This window comes from Streptomyces sp. NPDC006365 (assembly GCF_042870755.1).
In the GTDB taxonomy this organism is placed as follows: domain Bacteria; phylum Actinomycetota; class Actinomycetes; order Streptomycetales; family Streptomycetaceae; genus Streptomyces; species Streptomyces xiangluensis.
Genome location: NZ_JBIAHS010000003.1, coordinates 52308 through 72259 on the forward strand (window position 1 = coordinate 52308; position 19952 = coordinate 72259).

Below are 19952 nucleotides of genomic sequence, written 5' to 3' on the forward strand. Positions count from 1 at the left end.
GCCCCAGCCTCCCAGAACGAACGAACGATCGACAAAGCCGGGCCCCCTGCCATGCGGAGCCGAGGGCCGGCGCACCGCTACCGCCGGCCCTCCGGGCACAGTCCCCGGTGTCATCCGGCCGACGGAACCTTGTACTCCTTCGCCAGGTCCGATGCGAAGAAGTCACCGAGTGCTTCGACTCCGGCGAAGACACGCTTGTCCACACCCAGCACCTGGGCCTCGCGCGAACTGGGCTCAGCGGGATCGGAGAAGTCCTGAGGCGGGAGCAGGCCCGGTAGCTTGAAGTCGGTGACAGCGCTGCGTGCCTTGAGTACGCCCGGGCGGGTGAGGTCCTCGCAGCTCTTGCCGAGTATCTCGGCGTACAGCTTGGTCATGGCATAGGCGTGGACGACTCCGCTGCTGGCCTCCGGTGCCTTACCGTACTGGTCCTTCCAGGCAGCGGCCAGCTTGCGAGCGGCGGCGTTGTCCGCGCCGAGTGCGCCCAGCCCGGAGAGCCTGGTGTAGTGCTTGGTGAGCGCGGGCGCCGCAGACGTCGTGAGCAGGCTGGTGGCGAAGGTCGACACCCCGCCCATGATCGGCACCTCCATGCCGGCCGCCTGCGCCACTGCCGCCACCGAAGCCGCCTGCTTGGGCGTCGAGTCGACCAAAATCGCCTTCACCTTCGCCGACTTGAGCGCGTTGACCTGGCTGGTGAGGTCGGTCGCGGTGGGGTCGATCTGCTGGCCGACGATCTTCAACCCCAGCTCCCCCGCAGCGAACTTGCTGCCCCGCAGGCTGTTCTCGCCGATTTCTCCCTGGAGGTAGATGTGCCCGACGGAATCGCCGCTGCGCAGTTTGCCCTTCCTTACGAGCCAGTCCAGGCCGTTGATCGTCTGGATGTCGTACGTGGCGCCCAGGACGATCAGGTGCTCGTCCCCGAGCAGGGTCGACGCGAACGTGGTCAGGCCGGCGAGTTCGTCCTTCGCCTCGATCTTCTCCCGCAGTGCCGTGACGACCGGTGAGCCGAGGATGTTCAGATAGCCGAGGACCTGCGGATCCATCTCGTCGTACGCGGCGACGGCCTTCTGCGGGTCGTAGCCGTGGTCGCGGGTGACCAGTGCCAGCTTCCGGTCGCAGACACCGCCTGCCGCGTTGATCTCCTTCACTGCGACGTTGCTCGCGTCGAGAATCGTCTTGCCAGTGCCCGCGAACGGGCCCGACAGATCCATCAGCACCCCGAGCTTGATGGTGGAGTCGCTGACCCCGGGCGCGGCGGCGGTCCCGGCCGTTTCGGCCTTGGTGGAGCAGCCGGCAACCGCCAGCGTGAAGGCCAGGGCCGCGGCCGCCAGGCCGAGCGTGCGCGATTTGTGCATCGGTGTGTCTCCTCGTTGAGAAGTGGATGAGGTGGTTGACAGCACACGTCCGGCAAGGTGGGGGGCGGGTCTGGAGTGTCTGAGGCGACGGACGCTTGCGGAGCGGGGGTTCAGGGAGCGGCGGCCGCGGTGGGGCGGCGGCTTCGTAGAGGTCGAACGGCGCCGGCCAGCGCCGCCAGACCGCCCGGCTGGGCGATCACGGCCACGATGACGACCACGCCGTACACGAACTGTGCCGCTGTCGACGCGTCCAGTCCCTGCCCGCCGGCCCCGGTGACGAACGGCAGTGAATCCGCGTAGCGGGAGAACAGCAGGGGCAGCGTCACGACGAAGACCGCACCGGCGATCGCGCCACCCACGGATCCGAGGCCGCCCAGGATGACCATCACCAGATAGCTGACCGACAGGTGGAGGCTGAAGTAGTCGGGGACGGTGCGCTGGAAGGCCAGTGCCGTGAGCACACCGGCAGCGCCGGCATACATCGACGACAGTACGAAGACGGCTGCCTTGGTGCGTCGTATGTCGACGCCCATGGCGCTCGCGCCGATCTCGCTGTCCCTCATGAGCCTCAGCGCCCTGCCGGGCCGGCCGCGCAGGACGTTACGGCCGAGCAGCGCCGCCCCGACGGTGACGACGAGGAACAGATACCACTGGCTCTCGGCGGCACCGAACGGAACGCCCAGGACGGTGACGTCCGCCTGGTCGGAGAAGGAGAACCCGCCGATCGACAGCGGCACGACGGTCCGGCCCTCGAAGCCGCCGGTCACCGGCTTCATGTTCTGCAGCAGATGGTGGCCGAGGAACACCAGGCCCAGGGAGGCGATGCCCAGGTAGATGCCGCGCAGGCGGCTGGAGACCGGGCTGAACAGCAGGCCGCAGACGCCCGCCAGCAGGACGGCCAGGACCGCGGCGAGAACCGGGGGGAGGCCGAGACCGGACACCCCACCGCCGCTTTCTCCGGCCAGGAAGGCATAGCCGTATGCGCCGACAGCGACGAAGAAGGCGTGTCCCAGGGACAACTGCCCCGCCGCGCCGAGCAGGATGGTGAGGCCGATCGCGCCGACCGCCGCCGCCATCGCGAACAGGCCCATGTTCAGCCAGAACGCGGAGACATACAGGGGCAGCGCCAGGAGGACCACCAGGGCGGCGGTCAGCGCGCACAGGGCCGGCACACGCCCTGCCATGGGGAGCCGGGACGTCTCAGGCACGGCTGACCTCCTTCGCGCCGAACAGGCCCGAGGGCCGCCACAGCAGAACGCAGATCATGATCACGTAGGCCACGACGTCCCCCAGCCCTCGCCCGAGGAAGGAGAGAGCGTCCTGGTACTCGGCGACGGTCACCTCGGCGATGCCGATGACCAGGCCTCCCGCGATCGCCCCGCCGAGCGAGTCGAGGCCGCCGATGATCGCGGCGGGGAGCGCCTTGATGGCCGCGGTCCCGGTACTCACGGCCACGCCAGGGCTCGGGAACGACGCGAGACCGATACCGGCCGCGACGGCGAGGATGCCGGCCGCGATCCAGGCACCTGCCGAGACCCGCTTCAGCCGGACACCGGCGAGCGCCGCGCCCTCGCGGTCCTCGATCGAGGCGCGCATGGCCAGGCCCCAGCCGGTGTGGCGGAGGACCGCGGCGAGACCGGCGATCAGCAGCGGCACGGTGACGATGGTGATGATCACGGACAAGGGCAGTACCACTGAGCCGAAGTGGACCACGTCTCCGTCCCAGGGAGCGCCGAGTGGCAGCACGCTCTCCCCGATGCGCCAGCTCAGTTCCGCGGTGAGCACCACGTTGACCCCGATGGTGAGGATCGCCAGCGCATCATGCTTGCGGCCGTCGACCCGGGACAGCAGCAGTCGCTCCACCGCCAGTCCCAGCGTCCCGGCCGCGACCAGGCCGAGCGCCACGGCGGCCGCGAAGCCGATGTGCGGGCTGGTCTGCGCCACCACCCACACACCGAAGAGCAGAAACGAGGCGTGCGCGAAGTTCACCGTGCGGGTCGCCTTGAAGACGATGACGAAGCCCAGTGCGATCAGGGCGTACAACAATCCCAAAGACACACCGCTCAACAGGATTTCGACTCCGCGGATCATCACGACAACCTCTCCGCCACCTGGTCGTTTCCGGATTCCATGGGCGCTCCCAGATAGGCGCTGATCACTTCCGGATGCTGCCTTACGTGTTCCGGCGTGCCGTCCGTGACGACCTTGCCGAAGTCGAGGACGGTGATGCGGTCGGCGATCGACATGACCACTCCCATGTCGTGCTCGACGAACACCACGGTCAGACCGAGCGCGTCACGTGCCGCGGAGACCAGCCGGGCGAGTTCCGCGCTCTCCGCGGTGTTCATCCCGGCGACCGGTTCGTCGAGGATGAGCAACCGCGGCTCCAGGCACAGCGCCCGCGCGAACTCCAGGCGCTTGAGATCCCCGTAGGCGAGGCTCGCCGCCGGGCGGTCCAGAACGCCGGACAAGCCGGCGAACTCCGCGATGTCGCGCACCCGCGCTTCGTGGACACGCTGTTCACCGCGGCCCAGTCCCAGGGCGGTCGCGGCGATGCCGGACCGGGTCAGCCGATGTCGGCCGACCATGAGGTTGTCGAGTGTGGACTCGACCGGTGACACGACGATGTTCTGGAAGGTGCGGGCGACTCCCCTCCGTGCCACCCGGTCCGGACGCAGGCCCGTCACCTCCTGACCGTCCACCATGATGCGGCCGGAGGCGACACGGTAGATCCCCGACAGGGCATTGAGCAGCGTTGTCTTCCCGGCACCGTTGGGACCGATGACGGCATGGATCGTTCCGGGCCGAACGGTGAATGACACACCATCAAGCGCGCGCAGTCCGCTGAACACCACGCTCACGTCCTCGACACGCAGTTCCGCTGCCGTTGGAGTCGTCGTCATCCGGACCACCTGCTCAGCGTCGGCGTGTTTCCGGTTCCGGGCCCGGGCCGCGGTGCGGATCCGCCGGCGCCCTGGCCGGCGTGCGCGTCCGCGCCCAGGTAGAGGCGTCGCACGTCGTCGCTCTGCACCAGCTCGTCCGTCGGTCCCCTCAGTACGACCCGGCCGAGGTCGAGCACACAGGCCGAGTCGGCGACCGAAAGCGCCATCGCCGCGTTCTGCTCCACCAGCAGGACGGGGACCCCTTCCCGGCTGATCTCGCGGATGGTCTCGCCCACGAGTTGCACCAGCCGCGGTGCGAGGCCGAGGGACGGCTCGTCGAGAAGCAGGAGTCTCGGTTGCGCCATCAACGCCCGGGCGATGGCGAGCATTTGCTGCTCGCCGCCGGACAGCGTCCCGCCACGGGCGCGTCGCCGCTCGGCGAGCAGCGGGAAGAGTTCGTACATCCGGCGACGTGTGCGCTCACGCACCGCCGACGACCGCACGGTCAGCGCACCGGCGTTCAGATTTTCCTCCACCGTCAGACCGGCGAAGATGTGCCGTCCTTCCGGCACCTGTACGAGCCCCTGCACCACGGTACGAGCCGTGTCCGCACCGGTGATCCGTGCGCCACGGAACCGGACGGAGCCTTCGGTGACCCCGCCGCCGTACAGGCCGAGCGTGCCGGAGACGGCGCGCATGAGCGTCGTCTTGCCGGCGCCGTTGCTGCCGAGGAGCGCGACGACGCCGCTGCCGCCGACGTCCAGGGACACCCCCCGCAGAACGGGTGCGCGAGCGCCGTACCGGACGACGAGTCCATCGATTTCGAGCACTTCGGCCTCCCTTGCCGCCCTGAAGCGACGCCATGCGTTCACTCATCGATCGTTCGTTAAGGCCAGCGCGAACGTAGGGTGAGCCACGTCACTCGGTCAAGGTCCCTGCACATGATCGCTTGAAACAACACGGGGTGAAGAGCTGTGAGGTCGCCCTGTTCCGCCTGGACAGGAAGGCCGGTACGGTATTAAACGATCGTTCGATAAAATGTCAGTCGGTCAGAAGACGAGGGGCCTTCGCATGCGCATCGGTATGACACTGGATTACAGCGGCGACTTCATCGAATCGGTCCGCGACGTAAGGGATTTCGAGACGGCAGGAGTCGAGATCGCCTTCGTACCGGAGGCCTACTCGTTCGACGCCGTCAGCCGACTGGGCTATCTCGCGGCTCGTACCGAACGCCTGGAGATCGCCTCCGGGATCCTCCCGGTCTTCACCCGTACGCCGTCGCTCCTGGCGATGACCGCCGCCGGTCTGGACGATCTCTCCGGCGGCCGGTTCACGCTGGGCCTCGGAGCGTCGGGACCGCAGGTGATCGAGGGCTTCCACGGGGTGCCGTACGACGCGCCACTCAGCCGCACCCGCGAGGTGGTGGAGATCTGCCGTCAGGTGTGGCGGAGCGAACCGGTGGTGCACCCGGGGCCGAAGTACCCGCTTCCGCTTCCCGCCGAGCGGGGCACCGGGCTCGGCAAGCCCCTGAAACTCCTCAACAAGCCGGTCCGCTCCCGCATCCCCATCACCCTGGCGGCGATCGGACCGAAGAACGTCGAGCTGACGGCCGAACTCGCCGAGGGCTGGCTGCCCGTGTTCTTCCATCCCGGAAAGGCCGCCGAGGTGTGGGGAGCGGCACTGACCGCGGGGCTGGCCCGGCGCGATGCGGCACTGGGCACACTCGACATCACGGTGACGGCGCCTCTGGCCGTCGGCGACGACGTGGAACACCTGCTGGACCGAGCTCGGCCACAACTGGCCCTCTACATCGGGGGGATGGGCGCGAGGAACAAGAACTTCTACGCCCGGCTCGCCGGTCGGTACGGCTACGAACGGGAGGCGGCGCGCATCCAGGACCTGTACTTGTCAGGAAAGAAGCAGGAGGCCGAAGCCGCCGTTCCCGAGGGACTGTTGAGGGCCATATCCCTCGTGGGGACGAAGGAGCAGATCGGCGGACAGCTCGATGCCTTCGCTGCCGCCGGAGTGACGACCCTGTGCGTGAAGCCGCTGGCCGACACGCACAGGGAACGCCTTTACGCCGTCGAGCGACTGCACGACATGCTGGGCTGACGCCACGCGCACAGCACGATGCGGGCGGGGAGCCCTCAGAGGGCATGGCTGCTCAGGCGAAATCAGTTGGCGGGCTTCCCGAACCAGCGGGAGAGGTGCGTCGTTCGCCTTGCCATGCAGGCATCAGGAACAGCTTCTGAGCTTGTCTTTTAACCTCTGTGCGCTTGTGTCTGCGGGTGCCTCTCCGTAGGGCGCGGTTTCTGATCACGCGGAAGGGGAGAGCTGTTCGCGCACCCATTCGGGATCGGGGTTGGTGTGTGGCTGGCCCGCCACGACGACGGTCGGCACGGTCTCGTTGCCGTCGTTGGCTGCTCTCACCGCTACCGCTCCTGCCGGGTCGCGCCAGATGTTGACCCAATGCAACTGGCGGGCGCTGCGGCCCAGCCGGATGCGCAGTCGTATGCAGTACTTGCAGCCCGGCCGCCAGAAGACGACCGGTCGGCCGTCGACCGCGCTGCGGCGTTGTGCCTCCTGCGCACCGATCGACCTCGGGAAGATCAGGGGCGAGTTCACGCCGGCGAGCGCCAGGAACGCCAGCAGGAGCGCTGCGGCTGTGCCGGGGCTCCCCTTTAAGATCTGCCCAGTCGCGACGGCTGAGCCGCTGAGCACAAGCAGCATCGGCAGGATCCAAGCACGCATCATGGTGATGCAGGCTATCGATGAGTCGCAATACTCCTCGAACTAGGCCGCTCACCTGGGTGTTCGCCGGACGCTGAGGCGGCCTTCGTCTGATCAGGTGCTCCGGCCAAGGATGCACGTGACCACGACGAAGGCCGTGAAGGTGAGCCTGCTGCCTGATCATGTTCCGGAGGAAGCGTTCGCGAAAGCGTCACGCTTCCGGGAGGACTTATTCGACTGTCTGACCGCTCGCGGGGACGAACTGTTCGACCTCACGGATACGCTGCTGGCTCCTGAGGCCCCTGGAGCACACCCCTTATGTAGCCCGCCGGGTACCGGCCGTCCCCGGCGGTTCCTCAATGTGCGATCGCTGCTGGTCAGGAGTGCGATGGGATCATGTCGCAGACCACCGCGCGACTGGCGATCTCCTGGGGCCTGGTGGTCCCCGTGACCGTGCACGCTGCCACCGCGCCGCATCCGGTCCCCCTGCACCAGGTCCACACCCGGTAGGGAGGTGGCCGGGTTCGGCTCAAGCGCTACTGCGAGCGCGAAGCGATCGAGATGCCATACGAGGAAGTCCGACGTGCCCGGCGTCCACGGCAGCTATCACCTCAGGTGATGATGCGCGACCGACCCCGCTTGGCGTCGCTGTTCACACCGGACGGTGCCCTGCGCATGCCCAACATCCCCGTCGAGCAGATCGGCCGCGAGGAGATCCTTGCCGGGGGCGAGCGGTTGCAGAGCCAGTGGGGCTTCTTCGTACAGAACACGCACCCCGGCATGATCCTGCTCGATGGCGACACCGCGACCGGCCGCGCCTACATGCAAGACCTCGCGCGCACCCTCGACGGGCGACAAGGTCTGAACTACGCCGTCTGCCACGACCGTTACCAGCGCACTGCGGAGGGCTGGAAGTTCGCCGAGCGAGTGTACGAGGTCAGGTACCTCGACACCTCCCCGCTGGCGGGCACGGCTCCCCGCGGGGCGCAGGGCTCCGGGACCGGCCCGGCACACGCCACGGCCACCCCGGCTCCGGCCGCGTCCTTCGCCGATCCTGCATCGGCCGAACAACTGGAGCGAGTGGCCGCCGCGCTGCGTGCCAACGGCTTCGCCGCCGAGATCCTCGACGACGCCGCAGAAGCGCGCCCGCACCAAGGACCTGGTACCCGAGGGCGCCTGCGTGCTCACCGGAGCCAGCGAGACCCTCCGGCTGTCCGGCATCGACGACGACCTCAACGCCAGCGGCCAGTACGACGCCATTAGGCCGCGCATCCTGGCCATCGACCGTGCCACTGGCGCCGACGAGATCCGAAGGCTGGTCGCCAGCCCCGAGTTCGTCATCAACAGCGTCGCCGCGGCCACCGAGACCGGCTCCCTCGTCCCCGCCTCGGGTAGCGGCAGCCAACTCCCGGCCAACGCGGGCGGCGCCGCCCACGGGGTCTGGATCGTCGGCGTGCAGAAGGTGGTGCCCGACCTGAGCACAGCGCTGCGCCGCGTCGAGGAGCACGCCCTCCCGCTGGAGAACGCCCGCGCCCAGGCTGTGTACGGGATGCCCAGCGCCGTCAACCGCCTGCTCATCCTCAACGCGGAACCCCGCCCCGGGCGCGGCACGGTGCTACTCCTCCGAGCGGCCATCGGATACTGACCTGGCCCACGGCCCGTTTGACTCACGGGCTCAGAGCCGCGTCTCTGCTTCCTCAAACCGGGCGAGTGCATCGGACGGGTTGTGGGCACAGGTCTCAGGATCGCGGTGGACGGCCAAGATCGCGTCGACATCGGCTGTGGTCGGGCGTCTTCGCAACAGCCGATCGGTCTGCAGCTCCACAGTTGCTGGGCTCCGGTCACTCATGTCAAGACCGCATCACCGGTGCGGAAGATGCGGTTCAGGTGGTGGTTCAGCACTGTGGTCGCGCACTCCGGGCTGCGCTGGCCGACGAGGACGCTGGTGCCGAGTCCCGCAGACATGGCAAGCAGGCTGGCTGCCTCCAACTGTGCGTCCACACCGGGCTCAAGCAGGTCCGCTTCTTGCGCCTGCCGGAGGAGTTCGGTCAGGGTGTCTTCGGCGGCATCAGGGTTCTTGATGAAGGGCTGAGCTGCGAGCGCCCGGTCCGTCATGGCCAGAACTGCGTATGACGTGTAGAGGTGGTGGAAGGTGCGGCTCTCGGCGTCTGTCGGCAGCGCCGCCGTCAGCAGTGCCTCGACCATCGCGCGCGGACCAGGGCTGTCCCCGGCAGCCCGTACGCGGGCGGAGACCCGCTCCCCGAATCTCTCGGCGAGATGCTCGAGCCCGAAGAGCATCAACTTCTCCTTGGTCTGGAAGTAGTACTGCACCAGGCGCAGTGAGACGCCCGCCTCCGCTGCCACATCGCGCATCCCCACGGCATGCAGCCCGCGTCGGCCGGCGATCCGGATGAGCGCCTCGGCGATCTCGGTGCGCCGTTCTGCGTGGTCCACGCGCTTGGGCATCGGCCGGTTCTCCGCTCGTCGTTCCTGCTGGGCTTCCGTGGTCCTTTTGATGATACGGCTGTACCAACATCGTGGTACGTTCGTATCACCAAACCGAGATGCCGGAGGTGTCCATGCCCGAGACCGCTGCCCGCACCCAGGCCGATGTCGGCCGCTACGTGAGTGATGCCTGGCGGGAGCGCTACTTCGCGGCCTGCGATGCGGTCTACGCACTGGGGGCGCCCGCGCTCGCGGAGGAGGACGTGGAGACGTCCTTCGGCACCACGCACGTCTACCGCTACGGCCCCGCGGACGAGGCCGCCCGATCACGCACCCCCGTCGTCCTGGTGCATGGGGCGGGCTCCTGCTCCGCCATGTGGTACCCGAACACCCCCGCCCTCAGCGCCAACCGCCCGGTCTACGCGATCGACACCCCAGGCGATCCCGGACGCAGCGTGCAGCGCGCACCCATCCATCAACCCGAACTTGCCGCGCAGTGGCTGGACGAGACGCTCGCCGGGCTCGGGTGCGACCGCGTCCATCTCGTCGGCTCCTCCTACGGTGGCTGGCTTGCCCTGGACCAGGCTCACCGCAAGCCCGGCCGCCTCGCCTCGGTCACTCTGCTCGACCCCGGTGGCCTGGAGAAGGTGGGTCTGCGCTTCTTCGTCTGGATCTTCGTCAGCCTCTTCGCGACCTTCGCGCCCAAGGCGCTGCGCCCGCGGCTGGCGGCCTGGCTGGAACAGCCGGTCCTCGTCGTGCCGGAACTGCGCACTATGATCAGAACGGCGGTTCGCGCCTACCGCATACGCCGCCCGGCGCCGCTTCCTCTGTCCGAGGAGGAGCTGTCCACCATCCGGACTCCGCTCTATCTGGTGCTCGGCAAGCGAAGCCTCCTCGTGCACCCGCAAAGGCAGGCGGAGCGTGTGCCGCGCCTGGTCCCCGGCGCCCGAGCCGAGATCATCTCCAACACCGGCCACGGGCCGCAGATTGACCACGCCGAGGAGACCAACCACAGGATGCTGAACTTCATGGCCTCCGTCGACTGACAACCGCCCACGCCGACGGGGCCAGGACAGTGCCGAGGGATGGCCGGCCAGAGCCTGGGCCGGCAGCGCCCGGACTGCAGACAATTCCACCAGGGAATCCCTGCGTCATGCGAGTGGAGACGCTTAAAGACCTCCTTCTGCCGGGCCCGAACCTCATGGTGTGGCAGCTCACGACCGTCGATGGCAACTTGGTGGTCGACGCAGCGGGATGCGGGCCGCGGGGCAGGTGTCCGCAGTGCGCGGATCCCGCCACGCAGGTTCACAGCCGATATTGGCGTCAGATATCCGCGTTACCCGTCGACGGGCGGGGGTTGATCGTCCGTCTGCACGTGCGTCGGTCTTCTGTGATCAGATCCAGTGCCCACGCCGGACGTTCGTGGAACAGGTGGAGGGGCTGACCGAACACGTCGCCGTTCTTCACCGTCGGAGGGGCCGGTGGCCTCGTTGAAGACCGCGCGAGGATGCGGGGTCAGGTTCGGCCATCGACCTCGCATCTCGCTGCCGGAGCTCAAGGACTGACCGGGAGCGGCTCAGCAACTGCAGCCGCAGTCGCACCCGTCGCAGCCGCAGCCGTCGTCGCCGCAACAGTTCCCGCAGCACTCACAGCAGTTGCAGCAGTCACCGCAGCCGCTGCAGTCGGTGTTGGCGCACAGTCCTTCCCTGCGTTCCCGGCTCCACGGGTCGTCGAACCCTCCGCAGCACATCTGGCAGGTACAGGCGAGCCCCATCCACACCGCGCACCCGGCGAGCAGCCCTCGCCGGTCGCGGCGGGGCGGCTCCGGGGGCAGCGGGGCCCACGGGCCGCCGGGCGGGGGGTACGGTCCGCCCGGCATCGCTCCCGTCGGCGCGGGTCCGTGCGCGCAGGCGGCGGTGCCGAAGGCCCGGTCCACGGAGGTACGCAGCTCGTGCGCGAGCAGCCGGTGCGCGAGCTTCGGGTCCGTGAAGTCGGCCTCCCGCAGCGCGAGCCGTATCCCGTGCACGGCGTCGTCGGCGAGCCGCCGGGCCTCCATGAGCGGCGTCCCGGTCGCGGTGAGCGGGTTCCAGGCACCCGACGCGGCGTCAGCCTCCTTGTCCTCCACTGCGTCCAGGAGATGCGCGAGCCGCCCGAAGAGGCGCCCGGCCTCGGCGAGCGGTTCCGCGTTGCCCGGCCGTCCGGCGAGGACCGCGGTGTGGGCGAAGGCGGCGGCGGTCGCGGTCTCGGTCGGTTCGGTGACCGTGAGAAGGGGCGTTCCGAGCCCGGCGAGTGCCTCGATGCCGACCTGCCGGTCCACGGCGTCGACGAGCAGGACGGTGTCGAAGCCGACGTCCGAGCCGGTCCGCTCCCCGGCCCGGCCCCAGCTCGCGGCGACCCGGCGCGCGGCGAGCGCCACCGGTTTGCGGGCCAGCAGCCCGTCCTTGTCGGCGACATGGTCGCGCACCTTGGCGGAGGCGAGCACCAGCGAGACGGCGGCCGCGAGCCGCGGCCCCTCACCATGTGCGACGGACGCGCTACGCATTCCGCGCAGCGGACACGGTCCCGCCGTGCGCCACCCGCCGCCGTCCTTCTCGGCCTGAGCCTCCGTCAGAACGGATATCAGCAAGCCGTCGTAGTTCGTGACCACTCTCGCGAACTGTCCGTGGTCCTTGCGCAGCGCGAGGCACAGCCCGCACAAATGCGCCATCCACTGGGTTTTGAGACTCTCTCCGAGCCGGTGACGGCAGGGCCTGAGGATTCCGAACACGACGATCCCCCGTGGTACGTGCGGCGTTGAACTGCGGTGAGCTGCGGCATCGTACCGATCCCCGCGTTCACCGTACGCACCCCCCATCACCCAATACTCCATGAAAGATTACATTTCACTCACAGTCAGCAGCCGTCTGCGGACCGATCCTTGGGACCCATGGGCCAACCGACGAAACGCGGCTCGTGGGGTGACGGAATGTCCAGGGTGGGGTCAGCGGGCCGGACGGCCGCCGCGTGTTCGTCGGCGCTTGCGCCGCGCTGGGTTCCCAGACTGGGAACGCGGAACCTGCTCGGGGATGTGCCGAGATAAGACTTCCGAGGCTTTCGTACATCAACGAGGCCGACGAGCATGGACGTTTACCCTCTCTGCCAGTTTCATATTCGCGAAGCCTGTCTCATCCCAAGAGATACCTTTTCGGTGATTACCGGTTGCCGCACCACAGCCGAACCTGTCACACCCGAGGCGTCAGTCGACCACTGAAACGGGCGAGTTGAAGCAAACCAGGAGAGAACGATCTCTCACCAGGTGTTTTGATCCCTGGCCCTGTGGTGCGTACGCCTGGATGATCTGAGTTGTGGGGGCTGACGGAACGGCTCGGCGGTACTGCCGGGAGTGAGTCAAGCTCATGCCATGTAGAGGAACGGCGCTTTCCGTGCCGTGCGACGTGCCACCCAACGTGCTGAGGACGTGCGAAACCCCGGGGCGCTCGCCGTGTGGGGGCGGGCACCCCGGGACTCGTGCCAGCCGATCAGGAATGGAACCGATCAGCTCACCGAACCGGTCAGCTCACGTCGCCGATACGCTCCACGCGCTCGTTGACGCCGTTGCGGAGTTCGCCCAGGGTCGTGCCCGGCGGGGCCGTCTTCGGTGTGGTGGACGGCGGCTGGGTCTCGTCGGCGCAGGTCGTGCCGGCCGCCGGCACCTTGAGATCGACCAGGTAGCCGACGACCGCGTCCGTCGCGCAGGCGCTGCGGCCGAAGGCGGTGTGCCCCTCGGCCTGGAAGGTCAGCAGCGAGGCGTTGTCCAGCTGTCGGCTGAGGGCGACCGCGTCCCGGTACGGGGTATCCGGGTCACCGGTGGTGCCGATGACCAGGATCGGCGCGGAACCCCTCGCCCGGTAGGAGCCGTCGTAGCGGCTGACCTTCTCGGCGGGCCACTGCACGCACGCGGTGGCGTGCTGGTGGTCGTACGTCGGCGGACCGTACGCCATGGCCGGGCCCAGCAGCGGCGCGTCCTTCGCGTTGGCCGTCACGTTCCGCTGCAGCTTGCGCAGGCTCTTCTGGTAGTCCTTGTCGACGCACTCGACGACCACGTTCGGGCCGAGGAAGTCGTAGGAGGCCGGGGACGGCGGCCGCAGCAGGAACGAGGTGTTGTCCCGCAGCTGCGCCTTCTTCAGCGCCGCGCCGAGCGAGGGCCAGATGACCTTGCCCTCATTGATGTTGAACATCAGCCGGTAGACGAGGGTGTAGCCGTTGGCCTGCCCGCCGTTCGCGGTCGGCACCGGCCTCGCATCGAGGTCGCTCTTCAGCTTCTCGAACGCCCCGTGCGGGTCGCCGTCGCCGAAGCCGCAGGTGACCTGGTCGGCGGCGCACCAGTCGAGGAAGCGGCTCATCGTGCCGTCCAGCGCCAAGTACTGGGCCCGGTCGTAGTCGTAGGGACGGTTGGCGTACTTGTACGGGTCGTACGCCCCGTCGAGCGACAGCGCCCGCACCCGCTTCGGGAACATCGCCGCGTAGACGGTGCCGATGTACGAGCCGAACGACCGCCCGTAGTAGGTCAGTTGCTCCTCGCCGAGCGCCTGCCGGAGCAGGTCGATGTCACGGGCGACGTACTCGGTGCCGACGTACGGCAGCAGCTGGCCCGAGTTGTCGAGGCAGGCCTGGTTGAACTCGGCCGCCTCCCGCACCGCCGCGCCGAAGGCGTCGGAGCCGGGAACACCCTTCGCGTCGGTGACGGCCTTGGTGTAGCGGGCGTCGTCGAAGCAGGTGAGCGCCGCACTGCGGCCGACACCGCGGACGTCGTAGCCGAAGACGTCGAACGAGTCGCGCAGCGCGGCCGGCAGGTTCTCGTAGTTGTTGCGGACGAAGTCCACCCCGGAATTGCCGGGCCCGCCGGGCTGCATGAAGAGCGTGCCCTTGCGCTTCGCCGGGTCGGCCGCATTCTTGCGGACCACCGCGAGCGTGATCGTGCGGCCCTGCGGCTCCCGGTAGTCCAACGGAACATCGGCGTTGGCGCACTCGAAGCCACCCTGGCAGTCGGACCAGGTGAGCGTCGGCACGGGCGGCGGCGGTGTCTTGGCCGACTGTGGCTTCCGCACCGTATCCTGCGCGGCCATCGCCTGTGTCGCGGTCCCCGTCGCCGCGAGGACGAGCGCGGTCACCGCGGCACCGACGAGTCTGAGACGCCTGGGACGTCTCGGTGTGTGGTGATACGTGGTCATGGGTGTGTTTCCCCCCTGAGCGGTCGAATCCCCGAGAACCCACTGGTCACTGTGGGGTCGAAGAGTGTCTAGCTGAGTAGAGGGGAAAAGAGCCAGAGAGGTTCGACGAGGCGGGCAGCGGACACCTCGAAAGAACGGGATGCTCGAGGCGTTAGCGAGGCGTTCGGCTACGGCATTTCCGTAACGCCGTTCCGTTACACCCGCCGTTGATGGCGGGCCCGTACCCGGCAGCGGTCCGAGTAGTACACCGCCGCCCTCGACCGCTCCACCCTCACCGCCCACGACCGCCCGCACACCGGGCACTCAGCCTGCTCCCCCGGTTGCATCGCAGCCACCCCGCGCCGAGTCTGCTGGAGCCTCCGCCGCCGCCGTGACCTGCCCCGACCCGAACACGCAGCTACCGCCACAACTTCGCGCGCGACACCGCGGCCTCGCCAACCCCGTTGACCAGGCTGTCCTTCGGCTGCTTCAGCTTCCCAGCCCACGTCTGCGCGTGCTCCAGCACAAGGAACAGCTCCTCCGAGGCCGGGAACCGCTTGTACGCCGGATGCCCGCCCAACTCATGCAGATCCCGCAGTCGATTGACGACTCGACCAGTCTTGATCTCCCCGGGGCGGATCGGTGGGCGCTTCGGACGGGGCTTCCCGTCGGACTTCGCGGTCACCTCACCACGCTCGAAGTCTTCGCCACCAGCCGATTCCCCATCTGGGAACCCGCCTTGACCACCCAAACTGACGAGGTCGTGTGACTGAGCACGCTAAGGCTGACGAGGGTGCGGTCGCATCGTCGGCTCAGGCTCGCGCGCCGCCGTCGACTCGCAGGACCGTGACGGTCACGTAGGAGGAGCGGTCGCTGAGCAGCCAGGCGGCGGCCTGGGCGATTTCGTCGGGGTCGGCCCGCGGCGCAGCGGGGTGTGTGCCTTGAGCCGCTCGACGAGTCCGGGCGAATCCGCTTCCCAGGTCCGGATCATCTCGGTCGCTGTGTGGCCGGGGGCGATGGCGTTGACGCGGATGCCCTCCGGGCCGTAGGTGACCGCGGCTGATTCGGTGAGGCTGTTGACCGCCCGCTTCATGGCGCCGTACGCGGGGAGTTCGGGGTTGCCCCTCAGGCTGCCGACGGATGAGTTGTTGACGATGACGCGCCCGTCCCGGTCACATACTCGACGGACGAACTTCGATTCCCCGCCCGGGGGCACCCAGCCGCCATGAGTGCTCTTTCACGCACACCAGAACGCACTCGTACTCAGTCAAATCCCAGCAGCTCCCAACCCTCAGCCATGAGCGGTCTCGTCGGATGGCTTCTGACCAGCGGTTTTCGGGTGAGTCCGAAAGGTGGTGTCAGGCGGCCAGGGTTCCCGCACCCTGAGAGGCAACCGTGCGTTCTGCACACGCGCGGGGGCGTGTCGTGACGGTGGGCGGCCCAGGAGAGAACGCGCCGGCCGTCCAGGCCGGAGCGGCGCGGTCCGGGACCGGGCGAAGTGCCACGGTCCAGCCGATGTTGGGCACGGACGGCCGCACACGTGCCTGGCGCACTTCCGCGGAGCGCGCAGACCACACCCTTCACCGTGCAAGGAGAAATAAATGGCCACCCATAGGAAACTGTCTGTCGCGCTAGCCTCCGCCGCGCTGGCCGTGGGCTTCTTCGCCTCGGCGGGGCCCGCCGCCGCCTCGCCGGCCGACGAGCCCGGCAGCGTCCGTATCACCGGCGAGCCCTTGGCCGACGAGCCCGGCAGCGTTCGCATCACCGACACCCCGGACAACCGGGACTTCTGATATCACCGAACCGCCCAGCCCGTGGCCATGCCGGACAGCGTCCGGCATGGCCACGGGCTGCGTGAACGCGTGCACAGGCGCACCGGATTCTGGCCGGTATTCCATAAGCTTGACTCCGTCGGCAGTCGGCCAGGGCACCGACGCCGCGAAGGAATGATCCACCTAGCTAGTGCTGTGACCGTATAGGTTCGCCGGGTCGGTGGTCGTGGCGGTTGGATGTGTGGTGATGTCCGTTCCGACCGCTTGAGGTGCGGTGGCCGAGCCTGTCCGTGTGCGCGGACTGACCGACCAGGAGGGGCAGAAGCTGCAGCAGATCGTGCGCCGGGGCAGCACGAATTCTGTGCGCTACCGGCGGGCGATGATGCTGCTGGCCTCGGCCGACGGGAACCGGGTGCCAGTGATCGCGCAGCTGGTGCAGGCCGGCGAGGACACCGTCCGGGACGTGATCCACCGGTTCAACGAGATCGGCCTGGCCTGCCTGGACCCTAATTCCTTGTTAACAGCTCCAGTAGCGGGGACCACACCGCGCCGGACTGTTCGAGTGAGGGCTGCGACGCCTTTCTGGACCCTGGCCGTTGAGGCCTCCGCTGAGAGCGGTGTGGGCCCCGATGTTCATGGTGGTGGTCGCGTGGGCTGTCGGACGGACGCCTCAAGAGGCCCTGGCCTCGACGTCTCACAACAGAGCGGTGGTGTTCGGCGTCCTACGGCCACCACGGTAAGGCGAGGGGTTGCCGCTCGTGGGCGCCGGGCGGACGCCTGTGCTCTACCTGGCCACGATGCCTCCGTGCAGAGCGGCGATGCCCGGCGCCGTCGAGCGTCAACGCCCTTTGCCTTGGCCACTCGTTGGTGCTGGTGGTGCGAGCCCACCACACGGTGACTTCTCGGTACGCCCGAGCCGTCCGAGCTCCCGCACAGACCGGGGGCGGGTCTCAGGCGAGGCGCTTACGGCCCCAGAAGAAGAGGAACACCGTGACGGCGGCCGTCAGGGCCAGCAGGATCGACGCGCCGAACCACTGCATGCCGTTCATCTGGGAGATCGGCAGGTAGTCGACCGACCAGCCCACGACATCGGCCTTCTGCAGGCACAGCTCACGTGCCTGTTCCGTCTGCGCGTCCGCACAGGTGCCCCAGCCGAGGAGTTTCCCGTCGCCGGTGAGGTACGGGTTCGACCCGTCCATCCGGTGCGCGCCTGTGGGCAACGTCTGGATCGCGGTTTCGGCCATGACACCCTTGCTCGTCGTGCTCGTGACGACGTTGCCGAGCGACAGCAGGAAGTGGGACCAGACGAGCTGGACGACGACGGTGAAACCGAGGGTGACCACCATGGCCATCAGCGTGCGGCGCAGCACCACACCGATCGCCACCCCGCCGAAGACGGAGAGGAGGGCGAGGGCGACGGGCACGGGTCCCGTGTTGTTGAAGGTGGATTCGGAGATCCACTCCGTGGCCGTGACCTCGGACTTGTAGAGGCTCCACCACCAGCCGAACGCGACCGACAGCGCGACCGTGCTCACCACGACCACCAGCGCGGTCAGGGCCAGTTTCGTGGTCAGCCAGCGGGTCCGGCTCACGGACTGGGTGACAACCAGCTTGGCGGTGCCGTTCTCCAGGTCGCTGGCGAACAGCGGGGCACCGAGGAAGACACCGAGCAGGATCGGTATCAGCCGGAGTCCCGTGGATATGTGGGTGTACCCGTCGATCTGCAGCTGGGAGCGCTGGAAGACGATGCACGCCACGGCGAGCGCGGAGGCGCCGAGGATGGTCCAGAACGCGGCCCGGTGCTGGCGCCAGACCAGCCAGGTCATGCCCTTGAGGGGCTGGGGGAGTTGGGGGAGTCGGCCGGTGCCCGTGGTGCCCGGGGCCGTGGACTTGGTCGTCGTCGAGGTGCTGGTGAGAGAGCTCATGCTGCCACCGTCCGGGTGTTGTACGCCTGGTCCTGGACCTGGGCGGTGGGGGTGATCAGAGGTGGTGCGTCGGGTGAGCGGAGATAGGCGAGCAGGAGTTCTTCCGTGCTCGGGCTGTCCGTCTCCCAGGGGCCGGTGGCCGGGCCATCGGGGCGGATCAGGGCGGTGAACTGCCGTCCGCTGATCCGGGACTCGACGAGGGGGTGGTGCGCGAGGGAGGCGGGCAGGCCCTCGCCGTCCTTGGCGCCGGTGACCATGGTGTGTACGGACAGCAGCTCGTCCACGTCTCCGGCGAGGCGTACTCCGCCGTCGGAGAGGACGACGAGGTAGTCGCACACGTTCTCCAGTTCGGCCAGGACGTGGGTGGACATCAGGACGGTGGTGCCGTGCTCGGCAGCCTCGGCGAGGAGGGTGCCTATCAGTTCCTGGCGCGCGACCGGGTCGAGGTCCGACATCGGCTCGTCGAGCAGCAGCAGGTCGGGGCGCTTGCCGAGGGCGACGGCGAGGGCGACGCGGGTGTGCTGGCCGCCGGACAGGGTGCCGATCTTCGCGTCGAAGGGCACATTGCCCGCGCGGACGATGTCCTCGGCGGCGCGCTGGTCCCAGCCGGGGTTCAGTTCCTGCCCCAGCCGCAGGGTCTCGGCCACGGTGAACCGGCGGAACAGGGGCTTCTCCTGGGCGAGGAACGAGGTGCGCCCCGAGTCCACCGAGCCCGGTGCCGCGCCTAACACGCTGAGCGTGCCCTGTGTCGGCTCCAGGACGTGGGCCATGATGCTCAGCAGCGTGGTCTTGCCCGCCCCGTTGGGGCCGACCAGCCCGCAGATCCGTCCCGCCGGGAGCCGGAAGGAACAGTCCTTCAGTGCCCATCCCCGCCGGTAGCGCATCCCCAGGCCGTGCGCCTCAAGTGCCGACTCCCCCGCGTACATACCGTCACTCACCAGTGCTCCTAGTTGTCGTGGCCGCCGTCTCACTACCGGCGGCGTACTGCTTCTCCATGGCCGAGGCGACCAACGCGGCCACGTCCTCCTGCTCCAGACCCGCCTCGGCCGCCCGGGACACCCACGCCACCAGCTCCCCGTACAGCGGTGAGTCGGTACTTGCCGAGGGGCGGGCCAGTGTGCGGCGTACGAACGTGCCCTGGCCGGGTCGCGGTTCGACCAGGCCCTCACGCTCCAGCTCGCGGTACGCCTTGAGGGTGGTGTTCGGGTTGACCGCGCTGACCTCGGCGACGTCCTTGGCGGTCGGCAGCCGGTCGCCCGGCACCAGTACGCCCAGCCGCAGGGCCTGCTTGGTCTGCTGCACGATCTGCTGGAAGGCGGGGACTCCGTTCCGCCTGTTGATGCGGAACTCCACGATTACCACCACCATTTCACTACTCGATTAGTGGAATGATGATGGAGGGGTGCGCGGGTGGTTGTCAACAGCAATCGGAAGGGCTTCCTGGGCAGGATTTCAGCCGCCGGCCGCGGCCTCCGTCACGTCAGCGTCCACTTCGACGCCGTATGCGTCGCGGGAGTGCGCGTTGACCTGGCCGTTGAAGCAGAAGTCGGCGCCGACGCCCGAAGCGCCGTTCGTGGAGGCGGGGTTGTGCAGGATTTGCTGCGCGATGTGGCGGGTTACGCGATCGGTGCCGTACGGTGACCGCGGCATCACACTC

At 68.5% G+C, this 19952-nt stretch carries 20 protein-coding genes and 3 pseudogenes; 8 read left to right on the forward strand and 15 right to left on the reverse strand.

Annotated elements, in window-relative coordinates; all coding sequences use genetic code 11:
- Positions 1-110: 110 nt before the first annotated feature.
- The 5 genes from ACFYO0_RS09290 to ACFYO0_RS09310 all read right to left on the reverse strand — a co-directional run bounded on the left by ACFYO0_RS09290 (position 111) and on the right by ACFYO0_RS09310 (position 5064).
- Complete coding sequence (locus ACFYO0_RS09290; protein WP_388672888.1) at positions 111-1352, reverse strand: ABC transporter substrate-binding protein; 1242 nt, start codon at positions 1350-1352, stop codon at positions 111-113.
- Between the two features lie 110 nt (positions 1353-1462).
- Complete coding sequence (locus ACFYO0_RS09295; protein ID WP_388672890.1) at positions 1463-2560, reverse strand: branched-chain amino acid ABC transporter permease; 1098 nt, start codon at positions 2558-2560, stop codon at positions 1463-1465.
- A complete protein-coding gene (locus ACFYO0_RS09300; protein WP_388672892.1) occupies positions 2553-3443 on the reverse strand; it encodes a branched-chain amino acid ABC transporter permease in 891 nt (296 codons plus the stop codon). The genes ACFYO0_RS09295 and ACFYO0_RS09300 overlap by 8 nt, the downstream gene beginning before the upstream one ends.
- Complete coding sequence (locus ACFYO0_RS09305) at positions 3443-4255, reverse strand: ABC transporter ATP-binding protein (RefSeq protein ID WP_388672894.1); 813 nt, start codon at positions 4253-4255, stop codon at positions 3443-3445. The genes ACFYO0_RS09300 and ACFYO0_RS09305 overlap by 1 nt, the downstream gene beginning before the upstream one ends.
- Positions 4252-5064 carry an ABC transporter ATP-binding protein gene (locus tag ACFYO0_RS09310; RefSeq protein WP_388672896.1) on the reverse strand — a complete coding sequence of 271 codons (813 nt, stop codon included), beginning with the start codon at positions 5062-5064 and terminating at the stop codon, positions 4252-4254. The genes ACFYO0_RS09305 and ACFYO0_RS09310 overlap by 4 nt, the downstream gene beginning before the upstream one ends.
- A gap of 241 nt (positions 5065-5305) precedes the next feature.
- On the opposite strand from ACFYO0_RS09310, the gene ACFYO0_RS09315 reads away from it, so the two are divergent.
- On the forward strand, positions 5306-6346 hold the full coding sequence (locus ACFYO0_RS09315) for an LLM class F420-dependent oxidoreductase (protein ID WP_388672898.1): 1041 nt from the start codon (positions 5306-5308) through the stop codon (positions 6344-6346).
- A gap of 204 nt (positions 6347-6550) precedes the next feature.
- Here ACFYO0_RS09315 and ACFYO0_RS09320 read toward each other — a convergent pair whose 3' ends face one another.
- Positions 6551-6988, reverse strand: coding sequence for a glutaredoxin domain-containing protein (locus tag ACFYO0_RS09320; RefSeq protein ID WP_388672900.1), 438 nt, complete (start codon positions 6986-6988; stop codon positions 6551-6553).
- Between the two features lie 139 nt (positions 6989-7127).
- Here ACFYO0_RS09320 and ACFYO0_RS09325 point away from each other — a divergent pair.
- From ACFYO0_RS09325 to ACFYO0_RS09335, 3 genes and pseudogenes are all read left to right on the forward strand, one after another.
- Positions 7128-7283: pseudogene (locus ACFYO0_RS09325) on the forward strand (transposase); the annotation flags it as partial.
- A 356-nt stretch (positions 7284-7639) separates the two neighbouring features.
- Positions 7640-8227, forward strand: coding sequence for a nuclear transport factor 2 family protein (locus ACFYO0_RS09330; protein WP_388672902.1), 588 nt, complete (start codon positions 7640-7642; stop codon positions 8225-8227).
- Positions 8145-8609 carry an LUD domain-containing protein gene (locus ACFYO0_RS09335; protein WP_388672904.1) on the forward strand — a complete coding sequence of 155 codons (465 nt, stop codon included), beginning with the start codon at positions 8145-8147 and terminating at the stop codon, positions 8607-8609. The genes ACFYO0_RS09330 and ACFYO0_RS09335 overlap by 83 nt, the downstream gene beginning before the upstream one ends.
- Before the next feature lie 200 nt (positions 8610-8809).
- On the opposite strand, the gene ACFYO0_RS09340 is transcribed toward ACFYO0_RS09335, so the two are convergent.
- Positions 8810-9430, reverse strand: a complete 621-nt coding sequence (locus ACFYO0_RS09340) for a TetR/AcrR family transcriptional regulator (RefSeq protein WP_388672906.1) — start codon at positions 9428-9430, stop codon at positions 8810-8812.
- 113 nt (positions 9431-9543) lie between these two features.
- Between ACFYO0_RS09340 and ACFYO0_RS09345 the strand changes: the two genes are divergently transcribed.
- Positions 9544-10455, forward strand: a complete 912-nt coding sequence (locus ACFYO0_RS09345) for an alpha/beta fold hydrolase (protein WP_388672908.1) — start codon at positions 9544-9546, stop codon at positions 10453-10455.
- Positions 10456-10610: 155 nt separating this feature from the next.
- Positions 10611-10853, forward strand: a complete 243-nt coding sequence (locus ACFYO0_RS09350) for a transposase family protein (protein ID WP_388674202.1) — start codon at positions 10611-10613, stop codon at positions 10851-10853.
- A 132-nt stretch (positions 10854-10985) separates the two neighbouring features.
- On the opposite strand, the gene ACFYO0_RS09355 is transcribed toward ACFYO0_RS09350, so the two are convergent.
- The 4 genes and pseudogenes from ACFYO0_RS09355 to ACFYO0_RS09370 form a co-directional block, all read right to left on the reverse strand.
- The gene (locus ACFYO0_RS09355; RefSeq protein WP_388672910.1) at positions 10986-12176 is read right to left on the reverse strand and encodes a DUF5685 family protein; all 1191 of its coding nucleotides are present in this window, start codon (positions 12174-12176) and stop codon (positions 10986-10988) included.
- Between the two features lie 784 nt (positions 12177-12960).
- Complete coding sequence (locus ACFYO0_RS09360) at positions 12961-14619, reverse strand: alpha/beta hydrolase (RefSeq protein WP_388672912.1); 1659 nt, start codon at positions 14617-14619, stop codon at positions 12961-12963.
- A gap of 397 nt (positions 14620-15016) precedes the next feature.
- Positions 15017-15283, reverse strand: a complete 267-nt coding sequence (locus tag ACFYO0_RS09365; RefSeq protein ID WP_388672914.1) for a hypothetical protein — start codon at positions 15281-15283, stop codon at positions 15017-15019.
- A 127-nt stretch (positions 15284-15410) separates the two neighbouring features.
- Positions 15411-15757: pseudogene (locus ACFYO0_RS09370) on the reverse strand (SDR family NAD(P)-dependent oxidoreductase); the annotation flags it as partial.
- 442 nt (positions 15758-16199) lie between these two features.
- Between ACFYO0_RS09370 and ACFYO0_RS09375 the strand changes: the two are divergent.
- Together ACFYO0_RS09375 and ACFYO0_RS09380 are read left to right on the forward strand one after the other, a co-directional pair.
- Positions 16200-16391 (forward strand): hypothetical protein, encoded by a 192-nt coding sequence (locus ACFYO0_RS09375; RefSeq protein WP_388672916.1) that lies wholly within the window; start codon positions 16200-16202, stop codon positions 16389-16391.
- Positions 16392-16644: 253 nt separating this feature from the next.
- Positions 16645-16878 (forward strand): annotated as a pseudogene (locus ACFYO0_RS09380) (helix-turn-helix domain-containing protein); the annotation flags it as partial.
- A 442-nt stretch (positions 16879-17320) separates the two neighbouring features.
- Here the strand turns inward: ACFYO0_RS09380 and ACFYO0_RS09385 are convergent.
- The 4 genes from ACFYO0_RS09385 to ACFYO0_RS09400 form a co-directional block, all read right to left on the reverse strand.
- Positions 17321-18295: an ABC transporter permease gene (locus ACFYO0_RS09385; RefSeq protein WP_388672918.1), complete on the reverse strand. Its 975-nt coding sequence runs from the start codon at positions 18293-18295 to the stop codon at positions 17321-17323.
- Positions 18292-19221 carry an ABC transporter ATP-binding protein gene (locus ACFYO0_RS09390; RefSeq protein WP_388674204.1) on the reverse strand — a complete coding sequence of 310 codons (930 nt, stop codon included), beginning with the start codon at positions 19219-19221 and terminating at the stop codon, positions 18292-18294. Before ACFYO0_RS09390 ends, ACFYO0_RS09385 begins: the two co-directional genes overlap by 4 nt.
- 4 nt (positions 19222-19225) lie before the next feature.
- Entirely contained in the window at positions 19226-19663 is a 438-nt protein-coding gene (locus ACFYO0_RS09395; RefSeq protein ID WP_388672920.1) for a GntR family transcriptional regulator, read from the reverse strand.
- 84 nt (positions 19664-19747) lie between these two features.
- A complete protein-coding gene (locus tag ACFYO0_RS09400; protein ID WP_388672922.1) occupies positions 19748-19945 on the reverse strand; it encodes a hypothetical protein in 198 nt (65 codons plus the stop codon).
- Between the last annotated feature and the right edge of the window lie 7 nt (positions 19946-19952).